The sequence below is a fragment of the Pseudoalteromonas sp. QJM3NY_12 genome (assembly GCF_056173165.1).
In genome coordinates this window covers 1,993,802-2,010,170 of the sequence record NZ_CM149661.1, presented here as the reverse complement: position 1 = coordinate 2,010,170, position 16,369 = coordinate 1,993,802, and the positions used below count along the sequence as shown (strand labels likewise).

15 protein-coding genes are annotated in these 16,369 nt (G+C 39.3%); 4 read left to right on the top strand and 11 right to left on the bottom strand.

Annotated elements, in window-relative coordinates; all coding sequences use genetic code 11:
- The first annotated feature begins 152 nt into the window (after positions 1–152).
- Positions 153–797 (top strand): adenylate kinase, encoded by a 645-nt coding sequence (gene adk, locus AC0VZ5_RS09240; RefSeq protein WP_008468042.1) that lies wholly within the window; start codon positions 153–155, stop codon positions 795–797.
- Between the two features lie 73 nt (positions 798–870).
- Here the strand turns inward: adk and tpx are convergent, their stop codons facing one another.
- Positions 871–1,452, bottom strand: a complete 582-nt coding sequence (gene tpx, locus AC0VZ5_RS09235) for a thiol peroxidase (protein ID WP_475472521.1) — start codon at positions 1,450–1,452, stop codon at positions 871–873.
- A 220-nt stretch (positions 1,453–1,672) separates the two neighbouring features.
- Between tpx and AC0VZ5_RS09230 the strand changes: the two genes are divergently transcribed.
- Together AC0VZ5_RS09230 and AC0VZ5_RS09225 are read left to right on the top strand one after the other, a co-directional pair.
- Positions 1,673–2,677, top strand: a complete 1,005-nt coding sequence (locus AC0VZ5_RS09230) for a response regulator (RefSeq protein WP_178956226.1) — start codon at positions 1,673–1,675, stop codon at positions 2,675–2,677.
- Positions 2,678–2,683: 6 nt separating this feature from the next.
- Positions 2,684–3,655 (top strand): sensor domain-containing diguanylate cyclase, encoded by a 972-nt coding sequence (locus tag AC0VZ5_RS09225; protein ID WP_413402389.1) that lies wholly within the window; start codon positions 2,684–2,686, stop codon positions 3,653–3,655.
- 11 nt (positions 3,656–3,666) lie between these two features.
- Here the strand turns inward: AC0VZ5_RS09225 and AC0VZ5_RS09220 are convergent, their stop codons facing one another.
- The 5 genes from AC0VZ5_RS09220 to AC0VZ5_RS09200 all read right to left on the bottom strand — a co-directional run bounded on the left by AC0VZ5_RS09220 (position 3,667) and on the right by AC0VZ5_RS09200 (position 9,582).
- Positions 3,667–3,819 (bottom strand): hypothetical protein, encoded by a 153-nt coding sequence (locus tag AC0VZ5_RS09220; protein ID WP_475472520.1) that lies wholly within the window; start codon positions 3,817–3,819, stop codon positions 3,667–3,669.
- Between the two features lie 202 nt (positions 3,820–4,021).
- Positions 4,022–5,536, bottom strand: coding sequence for a SpoVR family protein (locus tag AC0VZ5_RS09215; protein WP_138607375.1), 1,515 nt, complete (start codon positions 5,534–5,536; stop codon positions 4,022–4,024).
- Between the two features lie 18 nt (positions 5,537–5,554).
- Positions 5,555–6,838, bottom strand: coding sequence for a YeaH/YhbH family protein (locus tag AC0VZ5_RS09210; RefSeq protein WP_475472518.1), 1,284 nt, complete (start codon positions 6,836–6,838; stop codon positions 5,555–5,557).
- 31 nt (positions 6,839–6,869) lie between these two features.
- A complete protein-coding gene (locus AC0VZ5_RS09205; RefSeq protein ID WP_138607373.1) occupies positions 6,870–8,792 on the bottom strand; it encodes a PrkA family serine protein kinase in 1,923 nt (640 codons plus the stop codon).
- A gap of 208 nt (positions 8,793–9,000) precedes the next feature.
- Positions 9,001–9,582: a superoxide dismutase gene (locus AC0VZ5_RS09200; protein WP_010388603.1), complete on the bottom strand. Its 582-nt coding sequence runs from the start codon at positions 9,580–9,582 to the stop codon at positions 9,001–9,003.
- Between the two features lie 264 nt (positions 9,583–9,846).
- On the opposite strand from AC0VZ5_RS09200, the gene AC0VZ5_RS09195 reads away from it, so the two are divergent.
- Complete coding sequence (locus AC0VZ5_RS09195) at positions 9,847–10,185, top strand: Grx4 family monothiol glutaredoxin (protein ID WP_024602947.1); 339 nt, start codon at positions 9,847–9,849, stop codon at positions 10,183–10,185.
- Between the two features lie 198 nt (positions 10,186–10,383).
- Here the strand turns inward: AC0VZ5_RS09195 and AC0VZ5_RS09190 are convergent, their stop codons facing one another.
- The 5 genes from AC0VZ5_RS09190 to AC0VZ5_RS09170 all read right to left on the bottom strand — a co-directional run bounded on the left by AC0VZ5_RS09190 (position 10,384) and on the right by AC0VZ5_RS09170 (position 16,349).
- Positions 10,384–11,688, bottom strand: a complete 1,305-nt coding sequence (locus AC0VZ5_RS09190) for a sensor histidine kinase (protein ID WP_138607371.1) — start codon at positions 11,686–11,688, stop codon at positions 10,384–10,386.
- The gene (locus AC0VZ5_RS09185) at positions 11,688–13,016 is read right to left on the bottom strand and encodes a sigma-54-dependent transcriptional regulator (RefSeq protein WP_475472514.1); all 1,329 of its coding nucleotides are present in this window, start codon (positions 13,014–13,016) and stop codon (positions 11,688–11,690) included. The genes AC0VZ5_RS09190 and AC0VZ5_RS09185 overlap by 1 nt, the downstream gene beginning before the upstream one ends.
- An 85-nt stretch (positions 13,017–13,101) precedes the next feature.
- Positions 13,102–14,307 (bottom strand): ABC transporter permease, encoded by a 1,206-nt coding sequence (locus AC0VZ5_RS09180; protein WP_464711499.1) that lies wholly within the window; start codon positions 14,305–14,307, stop codon positions 13,102–13,104.
- A 14-nt stretch (positions 14,308–14,321) separates the two neighbouring features.
- A complete protein-coding gene (locus AC0VZ5_RS09175; RefSeq protein ID WP_475472512.1) occupies positions 14,322–15,635 on the bottom strand; it encodes an ABC transporter permease in 1,314 nt (437 codons plus the stop codon).
- 3 nt (positions 15,636–15,638) lie between these two features.
- Positions 15,639–16,349 (bottom strand): ABC transporter ATP-binding protein, encoded by a 711-nt coding sequence (locus AC0VZ5_RS09170; RefSeq protein WP_010388610.1) that lies wholly within the window; start codon positions 16,347–16,349, stop codon positions 15,639–15,641.
- Positions 16,350–16,369: the final 20 nt, after the last annotated feature.

Sequence of the window (16,369 nt, the reverse complement as noted above, 5' to 3'; positions counted from 1 at the left end):
TATTAAAAATCAATGATTGAGTCAAAAGGGAACGTTTGTTCCCTTTTTTATGCGCTGCTGTATAGACAATTAGTATAAGTTACTTGAGTATCTGCAGCGCTTATGGAAGAATTCAGACTTTAAAATAAACTCTCATATTAGGGGACAATGATATGCGCATTATTCTTTTGGGCGCACCGGGTGCAGGTAAAGGTACTCAAGCTCAGTTTTTAATGGATAGATACGGTATTCCACAAATTTCTACCGGTGATATGCTACGAGCTGCAATTAAAGAGGGCACACCACTTGGCCTAGAAGCAAAAAAAGTAATGGACGCAGGTCAGCTTATTTCAGACGATATTATTATTGGCCTTGTTAAAGAGCGTATTGCAAAACCAGATTGTGAGAAAGGCTTCTTACTCGATGGTTTCCCACGTACAATTCCACAAGCAGATGCTATGAAAGAAAATGGCGTAGTGGTTGATCACGTTATTGAATTTGATGTTGCTGATGAAGTTATTGTTGAGCGTATGGGCGGACGTCGTGTTCATCCAGGTTCTGGTCGCGTTTACCATGTTGTTTACAATCCACCAAAAGAGGAAGGTAAAGACAACGAAACAGGTGAAGAACTTATTATTCGTGCAGATGATACCGAAGAGACAGTTCGTAAGCGCTTAGGCATTTACCATGAGCAAACAATGCCATTGGTTGACTACTACCAAGCAGAAGCGAAAGCGGGTAACACGCAGTACCATAAACTAGACGGTACACAAGCGGTTGAAGCAGTAAGCAAGCAACTAGCTGAGCTTTTAGGTTAACTTGTAGCTAAAACTAAAAGCATAATTAAAAAAACCGCTTTATAGCGGTTTTTTATTATTTGAAATTCGACCCTTAAAGCGTTTTAAGCTTTTCAATAACGCTATCGTATTCAGGCTCAGTTGATAAACTACTAACTAATTGCTTATAAATAACTTTATGGCTTTTATCAAGAATAAAAACAGAGCGGGTAAGTAATCCCATATCTTTAATGATTAAGCCATACTTTTGGCCAAAATCACGCCATACAGAATCAGAAAGCGTCGTCACTTTATCGATATTTTCGGCCTTGCAAAAACGTTTTTGCGCAAACGGTAAATCGGCACTAATGGTGAGCATGGCCACGCCTGGAAATTGTTGGGCGACTTTTTCATTAAAGTGCTTAGTTTGTAAGCTACAAATACCGGTATCTAAGCTCGGTACAACACTAATTAATACAGCTTGGCCTTTATAATTTTCTAATGTAACTGCAGTGAAACGCTCATCAACTACTTTAAAATTAGGGGCATCTTCACCGACAGTAAGGCCTTTCCCTAATAAGGTCACTGGCTTACCTTGTGCGGTTACTCTTCCTGCATCGAGTTTGTTTTCGGGTAAATCTGCGGCAAAACTTGCACAGCAAAATAGGCTTAATGCAAAAGTTAATGTACGACGCATGGAATTTTTTCCTTTTAAATTAACGTAATAATTGTGAGTGTATTATAATGTAGATAAGTTACCAAGCAGAATAATCCATAGCTTTATTTTTGCCTAAAATTGTAAATAGGCGATACATTGATTACTATATACGTATAGGAAATAGGTATTGTTTTTTTATGTACCTGTGGCTTGTTCTAAACGCTTAAAATTGCACCCCGTTTTAAAATAGTGAGATTGTATGTCAACATCGGTTTTAATATGTGATGATTCAAAATTAGCACGACGCCAGTTAGCTCGCTCCTTGCCCGATGATTGGGATATTAAAATTGAATTTGCATGTGACGGTGTAGACTGCATAAAACAAATAACCAAAGCCCAACCTGAAATTCTTTTTCTTGATTTAAATATGCCAGAGATGGACGGTTATGGCGTACTGGCAGCAATGAAAGATCAGGGGCTAGACGTACTTACTGTGGTGGTATCGGGCGATATTCAACCTAGCGCACATCAGCGTGTACTTGAGCTTGGCGCCATCGATTTTATTCAAAAACCATGTTCCCCCGAAAAGCTCGCTGCCATTATAGAGCACCATGGTATACGAGATAGAGCATTGCGTGAACGCTTATCTCATTCTTTAGGTGAACAAGTTGACCCTGATGTTCGTGATATATATCAAGAGTTGACTAATGTCGCTATGGGCCAAGCTGGGGATCTACTCGCAAGACTGCTTAATGTATTTGTTAAGTTACCCATTCCTAATGTTAATGTTTTAGAAGTCAGTGAGCTTAACATGGCCTTAAGCTCTGTTGATACCAATGACACTACATCAGGTATTTGCCAAGGCTTTATAGGCGGCGGGGTATCTGGTGAGGCGTTATTACTTTTAAATGATTCTAGTTTTAAAGAAATAGCCTCACTAATGAATTACGAAGGTGAATTAAACGACAAGGTGGAGTTAGAGTTGCTAATGGATGTGAGTAACATCTTAATTGGCGCTATATTAACAGGCTTGTCCAAACAGCTCGATATGACCTTTAGTCAAGGCCACCCCATTGTATTGGGCCAGCATCGTGATGTTTCTGAACTTGTTCAGTCTAATAAGTCGCGTTGGCAACGAACACTTGCCATAGAAATTAGTTACGGTATTGAAAATCATGATATTAGTTGTGATTTAATGTTGCTCTTTACTGAAGATTCACTTAAAACTTTGAAATATAAAGTTGCTTATCTACTGGAAGATTAAATATTTATGCCAGCTGATTTAGATTTAAATGAAATCCATTGGTTAATGGACATGTTCAATACTGTTGATGTAGGCCTTGTGGTGCTTGATAGAGACTACAAGGTGTGCGTTTGGAATGGTTTTATGGAAAACCATTCTGGGTTATTACCTAGTGCAGTAAAAGATAAAGACTTGTTTGATCTATTCCCAGCCATAGATGAAAAATGGTTTAGAAGTAAAGCTGAGTCAGTGTTTGTATTAAAAAATCGCTCATTTACTATCTGGGAACAGCAGCCGTATATTTTTCGTTTTAAAAATTATCGGCCGATAACAGGTAAAGCTGATTATATGTATCAAAACGCCACGTTTATTCCACTTACGAATGTACGAGGGGAAGTTGAGCATATTTGTATTATTATCTACGATGTAACAGACATTGCAGTTAACAAAAAAGAGCTTGAAGAGTTAAACAAAAAATTAGAGCAAGTAAGCCAAACAGATAGTCTTACCCAGCTTGCAAACCGAGGACATTGGGAGCATTTACTACATCAAGAATTTTTACGCACTAAGCGTAGTGAAGGTTGTTGCTCGTTATTAATTTTTGATATCGACCACTTTAAAAAGGTAAATGATGACTTTGGACACAGTGCTGGAGATGAAGCCCTTCGTCACATAGCAAGTTTACTTAAAACTGCATTACGTGAAACTGATATTGCTGGACGATATGGTGGTGAAGAGTTTGTTGTTACTTTATTAGATACCGATAAACAGGGGGCGATTGTATTTGCTGAACGCTTGCGTCAATTAATTGAAACCTCACCGGCGAAATACAATGAGCATACGGTGCATATGGCAATAAGTGTAGGTATTGCCTGTTTTGACAACGCATTTAAAGATCATGAGCGTTGGATTGAAGCTGCCGATAAAGCACTTTATCATTCAAAAGAAACCGGTCGAAATAAAGTATCGGTATATGCTGATATAAAAAATGATGCGTAGGCATCATTTTTTTAATTGGGAGTTAAAATAACTAAATCAACGTTGAACAAACGCATTGTTTTTTCTGTGCTACTCCAAATTATCTTTGCTTCAATCCCGATATTTCTTACAGAGCCTATAGTCACTAAATCAGCATTAAGCTTAGCCGCTAAGCTTGAGATCACCTCCTCGGGTAACCCCCGCTTTAATATGAAGATTATCGCGTAAGTTGTTATCAGTTATAAGAGCCTGCTGCGATTGTGGTAGTTTCTCAAATGCATTAACGAGGTGTTCCTCAGAAAAAACCAAGCCTAAATCTCTTAATATTGGAAAAATATAGACAGTATAACCTGCATAAAACTCACAATCGGTTCGCTCTGCATACTTTTACTCTGTTGTATGGCGTGAATCATCCATTGGGCATTGACCAATGGTTGAAATATCACCAGAATTTGACTCCTGTTCAAGTTTTACCCTAAAGCCCCATAGTCTGTAAAGGTGTTTTAATACCTCCTCATGGGAGTTGGCCAGTGGAATGGCGTTGTGAGGGATATATCGCAGGGTTAATGAGCGATCGCCACGTAAGTCTACATCGTAAACTTGTATGTTAGGTTCATGATTACTAAGGTTATATTGTGCAGAAAGTGCCTCTCTAACCGCTTTGTAGCCATTATCGTCATGAATAGCGCCTATTTCTAAATGTGGGTTGCTGGTGTGGTCGACGATAGTGAACAATTTAAAGTCTCTAATTAGTTTAGGTGATAAAAATTGGCTAATAAAACTTTCATCTTTAAAGTTTTGCATTGCAAAGTGAAGAGTTTCAAGCCAGTCACTACCAGCATGTTCAGGAAACCAGCGTTTATCTTCTTCTGTCGGGTTTTCACAAATTCGGCGTATATCTACCATCATATTAAAACCGAGCGCATAGGGGTTAATACCTGAGTAATAATCGCTATTATAAGGGGGTTGATACACAACATTTGTATGGCTTTGTAAAAACTCTAACATAAATGAGTCGGTTAGTTTTCCCTCATCATATAAGTGGTTCAAAATAGTGTAGTGCCAAAAAGTGGCCCAACCTTCATTCATAACCTGTGTTTGTTTTTGCGGATAAAAGTACTGCGATATTTTTCTCACAATACGCACGATTTCTCGTTGCCATGGCTCAAGTAAAGGAGCATTTTTTTCAATAAAATACAGAATGTTTTCCTGCGGCTCTTGCGGAAAGTGGCGCTCAGGCTTTTTCGATTCTTGCTGCTGAGAGGGAATGGTACGCCATAGTTCATTAACTTGTGATTGTAAGTACTCAGCCCGTTCTTGCTGGCGTTTTTGTTCTTCAAATAACGAAATACGCTGCGGACGTTTATACCTGTCAACACCATAACTCATTAACGCATGGCAAGAGTCGAGTATGCTTTCTACTTCAGAAATACCGTATTTCTCTTCACAGCGGCTAATATAATTTTTAGCAAACAATAAATAGTCAATTATAGAACCGGCATCAGTCCATGTTTTAAATAAATAATTCCCCTTAAAAAAAGAGTTATGCCCGTAACACGCATGTGCCATAACCAATGCCTGCATCGGCAGAGTATTTTCTTCCATTAAATAAGCTATACATGGATTGGAGTTAATGACAATTTCATATGCAAGGCCCATTTGACCTCGTTTATAATTTTGTTCTGTTTGGATAAACTTTTTACCGTAAGACCAGTGAGTATAGCCAATAGGCATGCCTACACTGGAGTAAGCATCCATCATTTGCTCAGCAGTGATCACTTCAATTTGGTTAGGGTATGTGTCTAGTTTATAATGCTCAGCAACACGTGCAATTTCATCTTGATATTGCTGAAGTAACTCAAAGGTCCAATCGGGCCCATCACTGATTCGCTCGTTATTCATATTGCTACCTCGCTTTGACTATGCAGCCCCTTGCTGTTGACGGCCTTTTTTAAATAGCTCCCTAAATATAGGGTAAATGTCTTCAACACCTTGAATATGTTGGATGGCAAAATTACTGTGAGTTTGGCTAATGCTTTGGTACTCGCGCCATAGACTTTGGTGGGCGCGGGTAGTAATTTCTATATAGGCAAAATATCGCACTGCGCTTAACAGTTTGTTACGTAAAATATGCCCACATTGCGGGGTATCATCTGCCCAGTTATCACCATCAGAGGCTTGTGCTGCGTATATATTCCATTCATCAGCATTATAGCGCTCTGCTATTATTTCATTCATCAGCTTAAGCGCACTTGAAACGATAGTACCGCCCGTTTCTTGGGAGTAAAAAAACTCTTGTTCATCAACTTCTTTAGCTTGAGTATGATGACGAATATACACAACCTCAATGTCTTTATAGCTGCGAGTTAAAAACTGATAAAGCAAAATATAAAAGCGTTTTGCCATGTCTTTGGTGGCTTGATCCATTGAACCGGATACATCCATTATACAAAACATTACTGCTTTGCTGGTTGGGTGTGGTTGTTTATTGTAGTTACGAAAACGCAAATCGTAGTTATCAATAAAAGGTACCGATTTAATTTGCTGCTTTATAATGTCGATTTCTTGTTGCAACAATGTCACAGCGGCTTTGTCGCAGTGTGGTTGTTCAAGCAGTAGTGCGAGTTGACCTTCAAGTTCACTAAGGCGGCGCTTTTTTCCTGCGGTCATTGCAATTCTACGAGCTAAAGAGCCTTGTAATGAGCGCACTACGTCAATATTACTGGGCATACCGTCGCTGCAAAACCCAGCGCGATGGGTTTTCATTTGTACGAGCTTATCGAGCTGGTTTTCTTGTAAATTAGGGAGTTCTAAATCTTCAAATAACAAATCAAGATATTCATCTTTAGAAATTGAGAAAACAAAATCATCTTGGCCTTCGCCAGAATCACTCGCTTCACCTTCGCCCGCGCCACCGCCTTGTCCACCTTTAGGTCGCTCAATTTTATCACCAGTAGAGAACTGATCGTTCCCTGGATGTATTTGCTCTCTATTACCGCCTCTACCTTGATGAAAAGTAGGTTCACTAATATCACGCTGTGGAATAGATATACTCTCTCCAGAGCTAGAGTCGGTGACGCTGCGTTTATTTATCGCATCAGACACCGCTTCTTTTATCTGCTTTTTATAACGCCTAATAAAACGCTGGCGGTTAACTGTGCTTTTGTTTTTGCCATTTAAACGCCTGTCGATAAAATGCGCCATAATGACCTCCTAAAAACTGCAATTATGAAGGTTATTGCGATTTTCTAACCCGTAAATACCACTCAGATAGCAAACGCACTTGTTTTTGCGTGTAGCCTTTTTCAACCATACGGTTAACAAAGTCCTCATGCTTTTGCTGATCCTCAGCCGATGTTTTAGCATTGAATGAAATGACAGGGAGTAAGTCTTCGGTGTTTGAGAACATTTTTTTCTCAATAACAGTGCGTAGTTTCTCATAACTCGTCCATAGCGGATTCTTGCCATTATTGTGAGCGCGAGCACGTAGTACAAAGTTAACAATTTCATTTCTGAAATCTTTAGGATTTGAAATACCTGCCGGTTTCTCAATTTTTTCGAGCTCAGCATTAAGCGCATCACGGTCAAACAATTGCCCTGTATCAGGGTCGCGATATTCTTGATCTTGAATCCAAAAATCAGCATAAATAACGTAGCGGTCAAAAATATTTTGTCCGTATTCCGAGTACGATTCTAGATAGGCGGTTTGCAGCTCTTTACCTATAAACTCAACATATTGTGGAATTAAATAGCCTTTTAAAAAGCTTAAATAACGCTCTTCAACCTCGGCACTAAATTGTTCTCGTTCAATTTGTTGCTCAAGTACATAAAACAAATGTACTGGGTTGGCGGCCACTTCGGTGGTATCAAAGTTGAATACGCGAGATAAAATTTTAAACGCAAAACGAGTTGAAAGACCGTTCATGCCCTCATCGACACCAGCGTAATCACGATATTCTTGGTATGACTTAGCTTTTGGATCGGTATCTTTGAGTGTTTCACCATCGTAGACCCGCATTTTAGAGTAAATGCTAGAGTTTTCTGGCTCTTTTAAGCGCGAGAGAGTGGTAAATTGAGCTAAAATTTTAAGTGTTCCTGGCGCACATGGAGCATTATAAAGCTCACTGTGTTCAATCAGCTTATCGTAAATTTTAATTTCTTCGGTCACTCTTAAGCAATATGGGACTTTAACAATATAAACACGGTCTAAAAAAGCTTCGTTGTTTTTATTGTTTTTAAAGGTTTGCCATTCTGACTCGTTGGAGTGGGCGAGTATCATACCGTTAAATGGCAGGGCGCTTATGCCTTCTGTGCCGTTATAGTTGCCTTCTTGTGTGGCTGTTAAAAGCGGGTGTAGCACTTTTATCGGTGCTTTGAACATTTCCACAAACTCCATTAAGCCTTGGTTAGCTAAACATAATGCGCCTGAATAAGCGTACGCATCAGGATCATTTTGCGCAAAGTGTTCAAGCTGGCGGATATCTACTTTACCTACAAGAGCCGAAATATCTTGGTTGTTTTCATCGCCGGGCTCTGTTTTAGCAATCGCTACTTGATTTAAAATTGATGGGAAGCGTTTAACCACTCTAAATTGGCTAATATCACCATTAAATTCTTGTAAGCGTTTTGCGGTCCATGGCGACATCACTGTTTTAAGGTAGCGTGACTTAATTCCATATTCTTTTTCGAGCAGGTTTGCATCTTCAATGGGGTCAAATAATGCCAGCGGATGGTCATTAACTGGTGAGCCTTTAATGGAGTAGATAGGCACTTGTTGCATTAAATACTTTAATTTTTCGGCAATTGATGACTTACCACCACCCACAGGGCCGAGTAAATAAAGTACTTGTTTACACTCCTCTAAGCCTTGTGCTGCATGTTTTAGATAAGACACAATTTGTTCAATAGCGTCTTCCATGCCATAAAAGTCAGCAAATGCTGGGTAACGTGCAACAACACGATTTGAAAATAAGCGACTTAGGCGAGTATCGGTAGCAGTATCTACCATTTTAGGCTCGCCAATGGCCATCAGTAACCTTTCAGGTGCACTGGCATAAGCAGACTTATCGGTTTTACAAATTTCGAGGAATTCAGCAACACTGTACTCTTCTTCTTGTGTTGATTCATAACGTGCTTGGTAGTGATCAAAAATAGTCATAATGACCTCCGAAACCTACTTTGAAGATGTATTCACTATTTAAAGTCTAGTCACGAATTTCATTTTTTGTGCAATAAAATTAAAAATTTATATGAAAAATGATCAAGATGCGCTTTTATAAAACAACCTACGTATAAACGCAATTAATGCAAATTGTAGGCATAAAAAAAGACGCCTAAGCGTCTTTTTAAAACTAGTATTAAACTAATTATGCGAAGTTAGCGTTCGCGAATTCCCAGTTTACTAGTGACCAGAAACCTTTAAGGTAATCTGGACGCACGTTACGGTAATCAATGTAGTATGCGTGTTCCCATAAATCCACTGTTAGGATTGGAGTAACACCTGCATCTGTTAGTGGTGTAGCAGCGTTAGATGTATTAACGATGTCTAGTGAACCATCAGCCAGTTTAACTAACCAAGTCCAGCTTGAACCAAAGTTATTTACTGCTTTATCATTTAACGCGTCTTTAAATGCGTCAAATGAGCCCCATTTGGCGTTAATTGCATCAGCAATTGCACCTGTTGGAGCGCCACCGCCATTTGGAGATAGGCTGTTCCAGTAGAAAGTGTGGTTCCAGATTTGAGCAGCGTTATTAAATACACCGCCTTCTGAAGAACATACGATTTCTTCAAGTGACTTACCTTCAAACTCAGTGCCTGGGATTAAACCGTTAAGTTTAGTCACATAAGTGTTGTGGTGTTTACCATGGTGAAACTCTAGCGTTTCTTGTGAAATATGTGGCTCAAGTGCATCAATTGCATACGGTAGTGACGGTAGTTCAAATGCCATTTTTTATCTCCATCTTCTTTTGGTTGATAGTCTATTTAGTAATACGTAATGCCTGCGCAAACAGGGCACTTATCTATACCAAACAGGAATATAGTGTTACTATAATTGTTGAGTATTTTACTCAAGTTTTAGCAAACAGCAATGCTCTTGCTAAAGCTATTTAAGATTGAGGCTTTAATTGCCTATTTTAATCTATATATCTGAGGCCACAGTGAAACTTTTTCAAGGCCTAATGTGTTCGCTATCGTCATTTTGAGGTTGTAAATGGAAACCATCGATAAAATTAAACAGCAAATTGCTGAAAACCCAATCATCTTATACATGAAAGGATCACCAAAACTGCCTAATTGTGGTTTTTCTTCACAAGCATCACAAGCGTTAATGTCGTGTGGTGAACCGTTTGCTTATGTAGATATTTTACTTAATCCAGACATTCGTGCAGAGCTTCCTGCGTATGCTAACTGGCCTACTTTCCCACAACTTTGGGTTGAAGGTGAGTTAATTGGTGGCTGTGACATTATCATTGAAATGTTTCAACGTGGTGAATTACAACCACTGATCGCAGAAACAGCTGCAAAGCATAAACCTGCAGACGCTGAATAAGCGTTTAGGTAAAAAAAAGCTGCAATTTGCAGCTTTTTTTATGTCTATAAATTATTTACTCTTGTTGCTTATACGCTAAAAGTAAGGAGTGAGAAGGCAGCTTTACTCGTTTTTACGAAGCTGACTAGGTCACATGCTTCAGAGCGCGATTGAATTGCCCCTAAATTGAGCAAGTTTTCATTCTTAAATAAGTAGTTCTCAGGGTAGACTAACAAAAACACTGATCCCGCCGATTTCACGATTATGCAGGCTAATTTGCCCATGATGGGCTTCAACAATTTCTCGACACAGTGCCAACCCTAAACCACTTCCAGCTGCCTTGGTAGAATAAAAAGGGATAAGCGCACTAGCCATAACTGTTTCACTCATACCTTTTCCTTGATCGCTCACGTTAATATGAGTGCCAAGGCTATCTTGTGTTATTTTTAAACTAATATGCTCTGCTAGCGACTCTGATTCATGTGCGTTTTTCAACAGGTTAATGAGCAATTGTTCTATTTGGGTTTGATCGGCTCGTGTGGTGATGCCTTTTTGAAGGTCGCAATTAAATTGCCATTGGCTTTGTAATTGTTCGAGTAATGAATGCCAATCAACCGTTGTTATTTTAGGTGGTGGTAGTTTAGCAAACTTTCCATAGCCTTGAACGAACTCGTTTAAATGCTTTATCCGCTCTTCAATGGTAGTGAAAACGCGTTGTAAACGAGGTTCATCCACTTTCTTCGTTAACAGCTGTGCACTATGTAACATGGATGACATAGGACCTAGTGAGTTATTGAGTTCATGGCTAATGATCCGAATAACCTTTTTCCAAACTTCAACTTCTTGGCGGCTCAACTCGCGGGTCAATTGTTTAAATACAAACAACCTGTGGTGTTGGTTGTTAAGCAATAAGCGACCCATTGAAAGATGCCATGTTTGCGGTTCTTGTTCTGCTTTATCGAGAATAAATAAACCATCTACGCCTTTATTAACAGCATTAATTATTTGCTGTGGGGCTTTAGACAATAATGATGAGATTTTTTCGCCTTCAAGGGCTGTACTTGCATTAAAAAAATCTCTCGCACTGTGATTACTATAAACAATAAAATCATTATCATTTACCAATAATACAGCTTGAGGGGCGTTTTGTAATACCTTATCAAGCATCAACTCTCGTTGGTAAACCCATTGCTTTTCTTGTCTTAATTGCTTTGCAGTTTGATTGTAAAGCTGACACAAATGACCTAATTCATCATTATGGTTATAGGCCAGTAAAGTTGATAGTTCCCCATCCTTAAAATTTAATAAGCCAGTTTCTAATGAAGTAATACCTTGGACCAGTTTACTACTGAGTCGATGAGCCAATAAACTACTTAGCGCGGCTGTGAAAATAACACTCAGTGCTGTTTTTATAACGTCAACATCCAACAGCCAACAACAGATAAAAACAGGGATAACAGAGGAAAATACACACACTAAAATCACTTTAGAAGTTAAAGAAAAGCGGTATCTTGATTTAACCATTAGTAGGCAATCTCAAACTTATCAAGGCGACGGTAGAGTGCTTGTCTGCTAAGGCCAAACTCACGTGCTACTTTGGCAATCACCCCTTTATGTAAACGCATGGCATCTTCAATTTGTTGTTTGTTAGGCTCTATTTTTTGAGTCAGTGTTTGAGGCGTAATAGGAGTTAAACCAAAGTCATCGATGCTTATCTCACCGCTGGGTTTAAGCACACTGACTCGTTTACATGCATTTTCAAGTTCACGAACATTACCGGGCCATGAATGGGCTAAAAGTAGGTTTTCGCATTGTAAATCCAGCTCACGCTCTACTAAAAAATGACGAATAAGGGGAAGTATGTCATCCGGTCGTTGGTTAAGACTTGGTAAGTTAAGTTCAATTACATTTAAGCGGTAGTATAAGTCTTCTCTAAACTGTCCTTTGCTGATTGCATTTGTTAGGTTTTCATTGGTCGCTGATATTACACGGACATTAACTTTTCGGGTCTGGGTTGAACCTAAGCGCTCGAATTCTCCCGTTTGTAAAATCCGTAAGAGCTTCATTTGTCCTGATAAAGGGAGATTACCTATTTCATCTAAAAATAATGTGCCACCATCAGCCGCTTCAAATCGACCAATCCTTTGTTTTGTGATCCCAGTAAAAGCACCTGCTTCTGCACCAAATAATTCTGCTTCTATTAGTTGATGGGGAAGGGCACCTGCATTGACCGTAATAAACGCAGCATTTTGGCGAGGTGAGTTTGCTTGAATAATTTGTGCTATGCGCTCTTTACCACTGCCATTTGGGCCTGTTATTAATACTGAGACATCAGATTTGGCGACTTGTAATGCCATTTTAACTAATTGCTCCATGGCCGTACTGCGATAAATTAAACCTACTAAATTAGCATTTTCTATAGATGCATCACGCTCTTGCTGGTGGCGCAACAAGGTTTGGTTTTGTTTTTTTGTATTTCCTAGTTCAATTAGATTATTAACACAGGTAATAAGCTTGGCATCATCCCATGGTTTTGGTAAATAATCAGCCGCACCGGCTTTGACAAGTTCAACGGCCGTTTCAAGCTCAGTCCATGCAGTGATGAGAATAATCGGTAGATGGGGATTAAGCTCTCTGAGTTGATAAAAGAGCAATTTTCCCTCTTCTCCCGAGGTTGTATCGTTACTAAAGTTCATATCTTGAAGCACAAGTGCAATACGCTGATATTGCACAATTTGAATTGCTTCAAATGGGCTATTAGCAGTAACCACTTTATAGTCGTGAATCTCTAGCAATAATGATAGTGCATCTAAAATTGCAGGATTATCATCAACGATAAGTATTTTTTCCATGTGAATTTAATCGCTGTTTATTATTATTTAAATATTGAAAATGCTACACCGTATTTAGCCAGTGTAGCATAGGTTGGGAGCTGCTTTATATTGTTCTAGTGGCGATACTAGGCGAAATATTTGCTGCGCGTTTAGCTGGACCAAATACAGCCAAAATACTCATTGTAAACACCATGGCTGCGGTGGCAGCAATATAACTTGGTGGTAATACTGCTATTGAAAAGTGTTTCATTAATAATTGACCTAATAATAGTGCTGCAATAGCACCTAAAAATAAGCCGGCACTGCAAATCAGTGCATTTTCAACTAAAAAATAATTAACAATTGCAGATTTACGAGCGCCTAAAGCACGACGGGTTCCAATTTGCTTGGTACGTTTATTTATATTAAATAGCGTCAAACCAAAAATGCCCAGTGCAGTTACCAATACCAGTATGGTTATGAGCACAATTAACATACGCATCATCAATGTGTCTTCAGCCATGTATTGGGCTTTATCTTGGTCAAGGCCCCGAACTCGGATAATTACACGTTTGTTGTAATTTTCTAGCATCTCGTCTTCAATTCGTTTAGCAATATTTGCCCGCTCATTGGCTGCTGTGCGAACTAAAAAATTCCCCGAAATATTAGGATTTATATAAGGAATTAATGCGACATTATTTGGGCGGCTGTCTTTGAGCCATGGGCCTTTTGCATGCTTAATTACACCAATGACTTTCATTGGAATATCACCAAGGAATATTGTTTTTCCTAATCCATCTTCATCAGGAAATAGCTCATTTAATAATGCCTGTGTCACAATGGTAACATTGGCTCGCTGATCATTATCGTTAGTGACAACCACTTCGTCTTCTCTAAAATTGCGTCCTGCAATAAGTTCAACCCCAAGTGTTTTAATTGCATGATCATCTGTAAAAAAGTAAGCAGTTCTTGCAGAAAGCCCAGGCTCAGGAGCTGAATTGATACTGAAGTCAGAAGAGCTACCACTTCCCGATAAGGGTATGTTGTTTATATAGGCGGCGTCTTTCACTGCGGGCAAAGCTCTTAACATTGCTTCATCAAGTTCAAATTGTTGGTGGCTTTTGACATCCTTACCAAAGTGCATGACATGAAAAGCAAGTATTTCATCTTCGGGGTATCCTGTATCCTGGTTAAGATACGTTATTCTATCTTGAATAATAAACGCTGCGTTACTGACAATAGCAGTAGTAATAGCTATTTGGATAAGTAGCAACAGCGCACCAACTTTAGATCGACACAGTGCATGGAAAATAGGTTTAATTTCTAACATCATAATGCTCGTCCTTATTGGCTTTTTAGGTAAATTGCAGGATTGGTTTTACATACCAGCCAAGCAGGATAAAGCCCAGCTATTATGCAGGTGCTAATTGCAATGAGTGGGGCGCTCAATAACATGGTTAAATCCATGGTCGCTAAGCTCTCGTAGTAGCTATAGCTTTGGCGAACACCCAATAAGCCAAACTGGGCAAGGATAATACCAAGTAGCCCACCTAAAAGTCCTAGCATGGCGACTTCGATAATATGTTGCATAAAAATCTGTCGCTTACTGGCTCCAAGTGCACGGCGTACACCGACTTCTGGGGCTCGACGTAAAAATTTTGCAAGTAATAAACCGAGGATATTCGCCAAACATACAGCCAAAAACATAAAACTAAGTGCGACTAAAATTTTGTTATCTTGACTGACCACGTTGTTATAGGCCATCCACTTGTTAACATCTCGAATACTGTAAGCTAACTCTTTGCGATTAAAACGACCAAACTTTTGTTGCTCTTGCATGTAGGCTAATAAATAATTTTCATAATCATTTTTTTGTTGTTCGTTAGTTAATTCAACCCAGAATTGAATCCACACCATTTCTGACTGTAACTTGGCACTAAAGCTTCTAACATCCTCATGTTTCCAACCATTGGTATTCCCCCAATTACCAAGCTGTTTTGCTTCAAGAAGACTAAATGGCATAAAAAGTTGTTCAGGGTCATTAAATGAACCATTATTTAAATCGTAGTATTTGATGGTTAATGGCCAGTTTCTAGTAACCCCAACCACTTCATAACTCGCATCATCAAGATAAATAATTTTACCCACTGAATTTTCGCCAGCAAAAAGCTTATTATTTAACTCTTCACTGATCACAACAACGGGGGCCGCGTTTTCTTCTTGCTGCAGAGACCATTTTTCACCATAGAGAAACTCAAGATCAAACATATTAAAAAATTCTGGGGTTGTTAGTCTCGCACTTTGGCTAAATGGTTTTACTGTGTCAGAGTCTATGTAAACAGAGAATCCACTGCGCACCATTTTTAAACGCTGGCCACCTATCTCTGATTTATATAGGTTTGCAGCATCTTGATAAGTTAGTTGTAGCGGGAGGTTATCAGACGTCCACCAAGTGTGGCCATCATCCATTACTTGCAACTGCACAGCATAGAGCTGGCTACTTTTATGCGCAATAGGATCTGCTGACATCATATGATAAACGCTTAAACTGGTCATGGTTACACCAATCCCAATGGCAATCGCCAGCACCATTAAGAAACTCACCAGAGGAGTGCGCTTAAAGCTACGCCAACTTAAATCGAGGTAATGTAATAGCATGGCTTACGCTCCTGCAACATTTTTAAGGTTTTGTGCGCCTTGATACAGCGTAAAGTCGGCAAGTTGTCCATCGACCACCTGAATGTTTCTTGGCGCTCTGCGAGCAAGCTCAGGATCATGGGTCACCATAATGATGGTCGCGCCATCGCGATTGATTTGTTCAAGCAGCTCCATTACTTGACGAGCCATAAGGCTGTCGAGATTACCGGTTGGTTCATCGGCAAGTAAAAATCGTGGCTCGCCAGCAAGCGCGCGTGCTATGGCTACTCGTTGTTGCTGTCCGCCAGAGAGTTGCTGTGGCAAATGTTTTGCCCGAGAGGCAAGACCAACTTGTTCTAAACATTTTTCAATGCGACGTTTACGCTCTGCGGCTTTAATACCTCTATAACGTAGCGGTACTTCAATATTTTCATATAAGTTTAAGTCAGGTATTAAATTGAACCCTTGGAAGATAAAGCCTATTTTTTGATTTCGACAATCTGCGCGCTGGTTATCGTTTAACTTACCTACATCAATTCCATCAAGTAAATATTCACCTGCAGAGAAGGGTTCTAACATTCCAGCTATATTTAAAAAGGTCGTTTTTCCTGATCCGCTAGGGCCTGTAACAGCAATAAATTCGCCTTCATCAACGTGTAGATTAAAATCACGTAATGCATGGGTTTGAACCATTTCTGTTTGATATACTTTACTTATATTATTCATCTTTAACATGCTTTTTCCTTTTGTTGTTT

Bases quoted from the DNA above. Each gene is read 5' to 3' on its own strand.
- adk (WP_008468042.1), top strand. From the start codon at position 153: ATGCGCATTATTCTTTTGGGCGCACCGGGTGCAGGTAAAGGTACTCAA.
- tpx (WP_475472521.1), bottom strand. From the start codon at position 1,452: ATGCGTCGTACATTAACTTTTGCATTAAGCCTATTTTGCTGTGCAAGT.
- AC0VZ5_RS09230 (WP_178956226.1), top strand. From the start codon at position 1,673: ATGTCAACATCGGTTTTAATATGTGATGATTCAAAATTAGCACGACGC.
- AC0VZ5_RS09225 (WP_413402389.1), top strand. From the start codon at position 2,684: ATGCCAGCTGATTTAGATTTAAATGAAATCCATTGGTTAATGGACATG.
- AC0VZ5_RS09215 (WP_138607375.1), bottom strand. From the start codon at position 5,536: ATGAATAACGAGCGAATCAGTGATGGGCCCGATTGGACCTTTGAGTTA.
- AC0VZ5_RS09210 (WP_475472518.1), bottom strand. From the start codon at position 6,838: ATGGCGCATTTTATCGACAGGCGTTTAAATGGCAAAAACAAAAGCACA.
- AC0VZ5_RS09205 (WP_138607373.1), bottom strand. From the start codon at position 8,792: ATGACTATTTTTGATCACTACCAAGCACGTTATGAATCAACACAAGAA.
- AC0VZ5_RS09200 (WP_010388603.1), bottom strand. From the start codon at position 9,582: ATGGCATTTGAACTACCGTCACTACCGTATGCAATTGATGCACTTGAG.
- AC0VZ5_RS09195 (WP_024602947.1), top strand. From the start codon at position 9,847: ATGGAAACCATCGATAAAATTAAACAGCAAATTGCTGAAAACCCAATC.
- AC0VZ5_RS09190 (WP_138607371.1), bottom strand. From the start codon at position 11,688: ATGGTTAAATCAAGATACCGCTTTTCTTTAACTTCTAAAGTGATTTTA.
- AC0VZ5_RS09185 (WP_475472514.1), bottom strand. From the start codon at position 13,016: ATGGAAAAAATACTTATCGTTGATGATAATCCTGCAATTTTAGATGCA.
- AC0VZ5_RS09180 (WP_464711499.1), bottom strand. From the start codon at position 14,307: ATGTTAGAAATTAAACCTATTTTCCATGCACTGTGTCGATCTAAAGTT.
- AC0VZ5_RS09175 (WP_475472512.1), bottom strand. From the start codon at position 15,635: ATGCTATTACATTACCTCGATTTAAGTTGGCGTAGCTTTAAGCGCACT.
- AC0VZ5_RS09170 (WP_010388610.1), bottom strand. From the start codon at position 16,349: ATGTTAAAGATGAATAATATAAGTAAAGTATATCAAACAGAAATGGTT.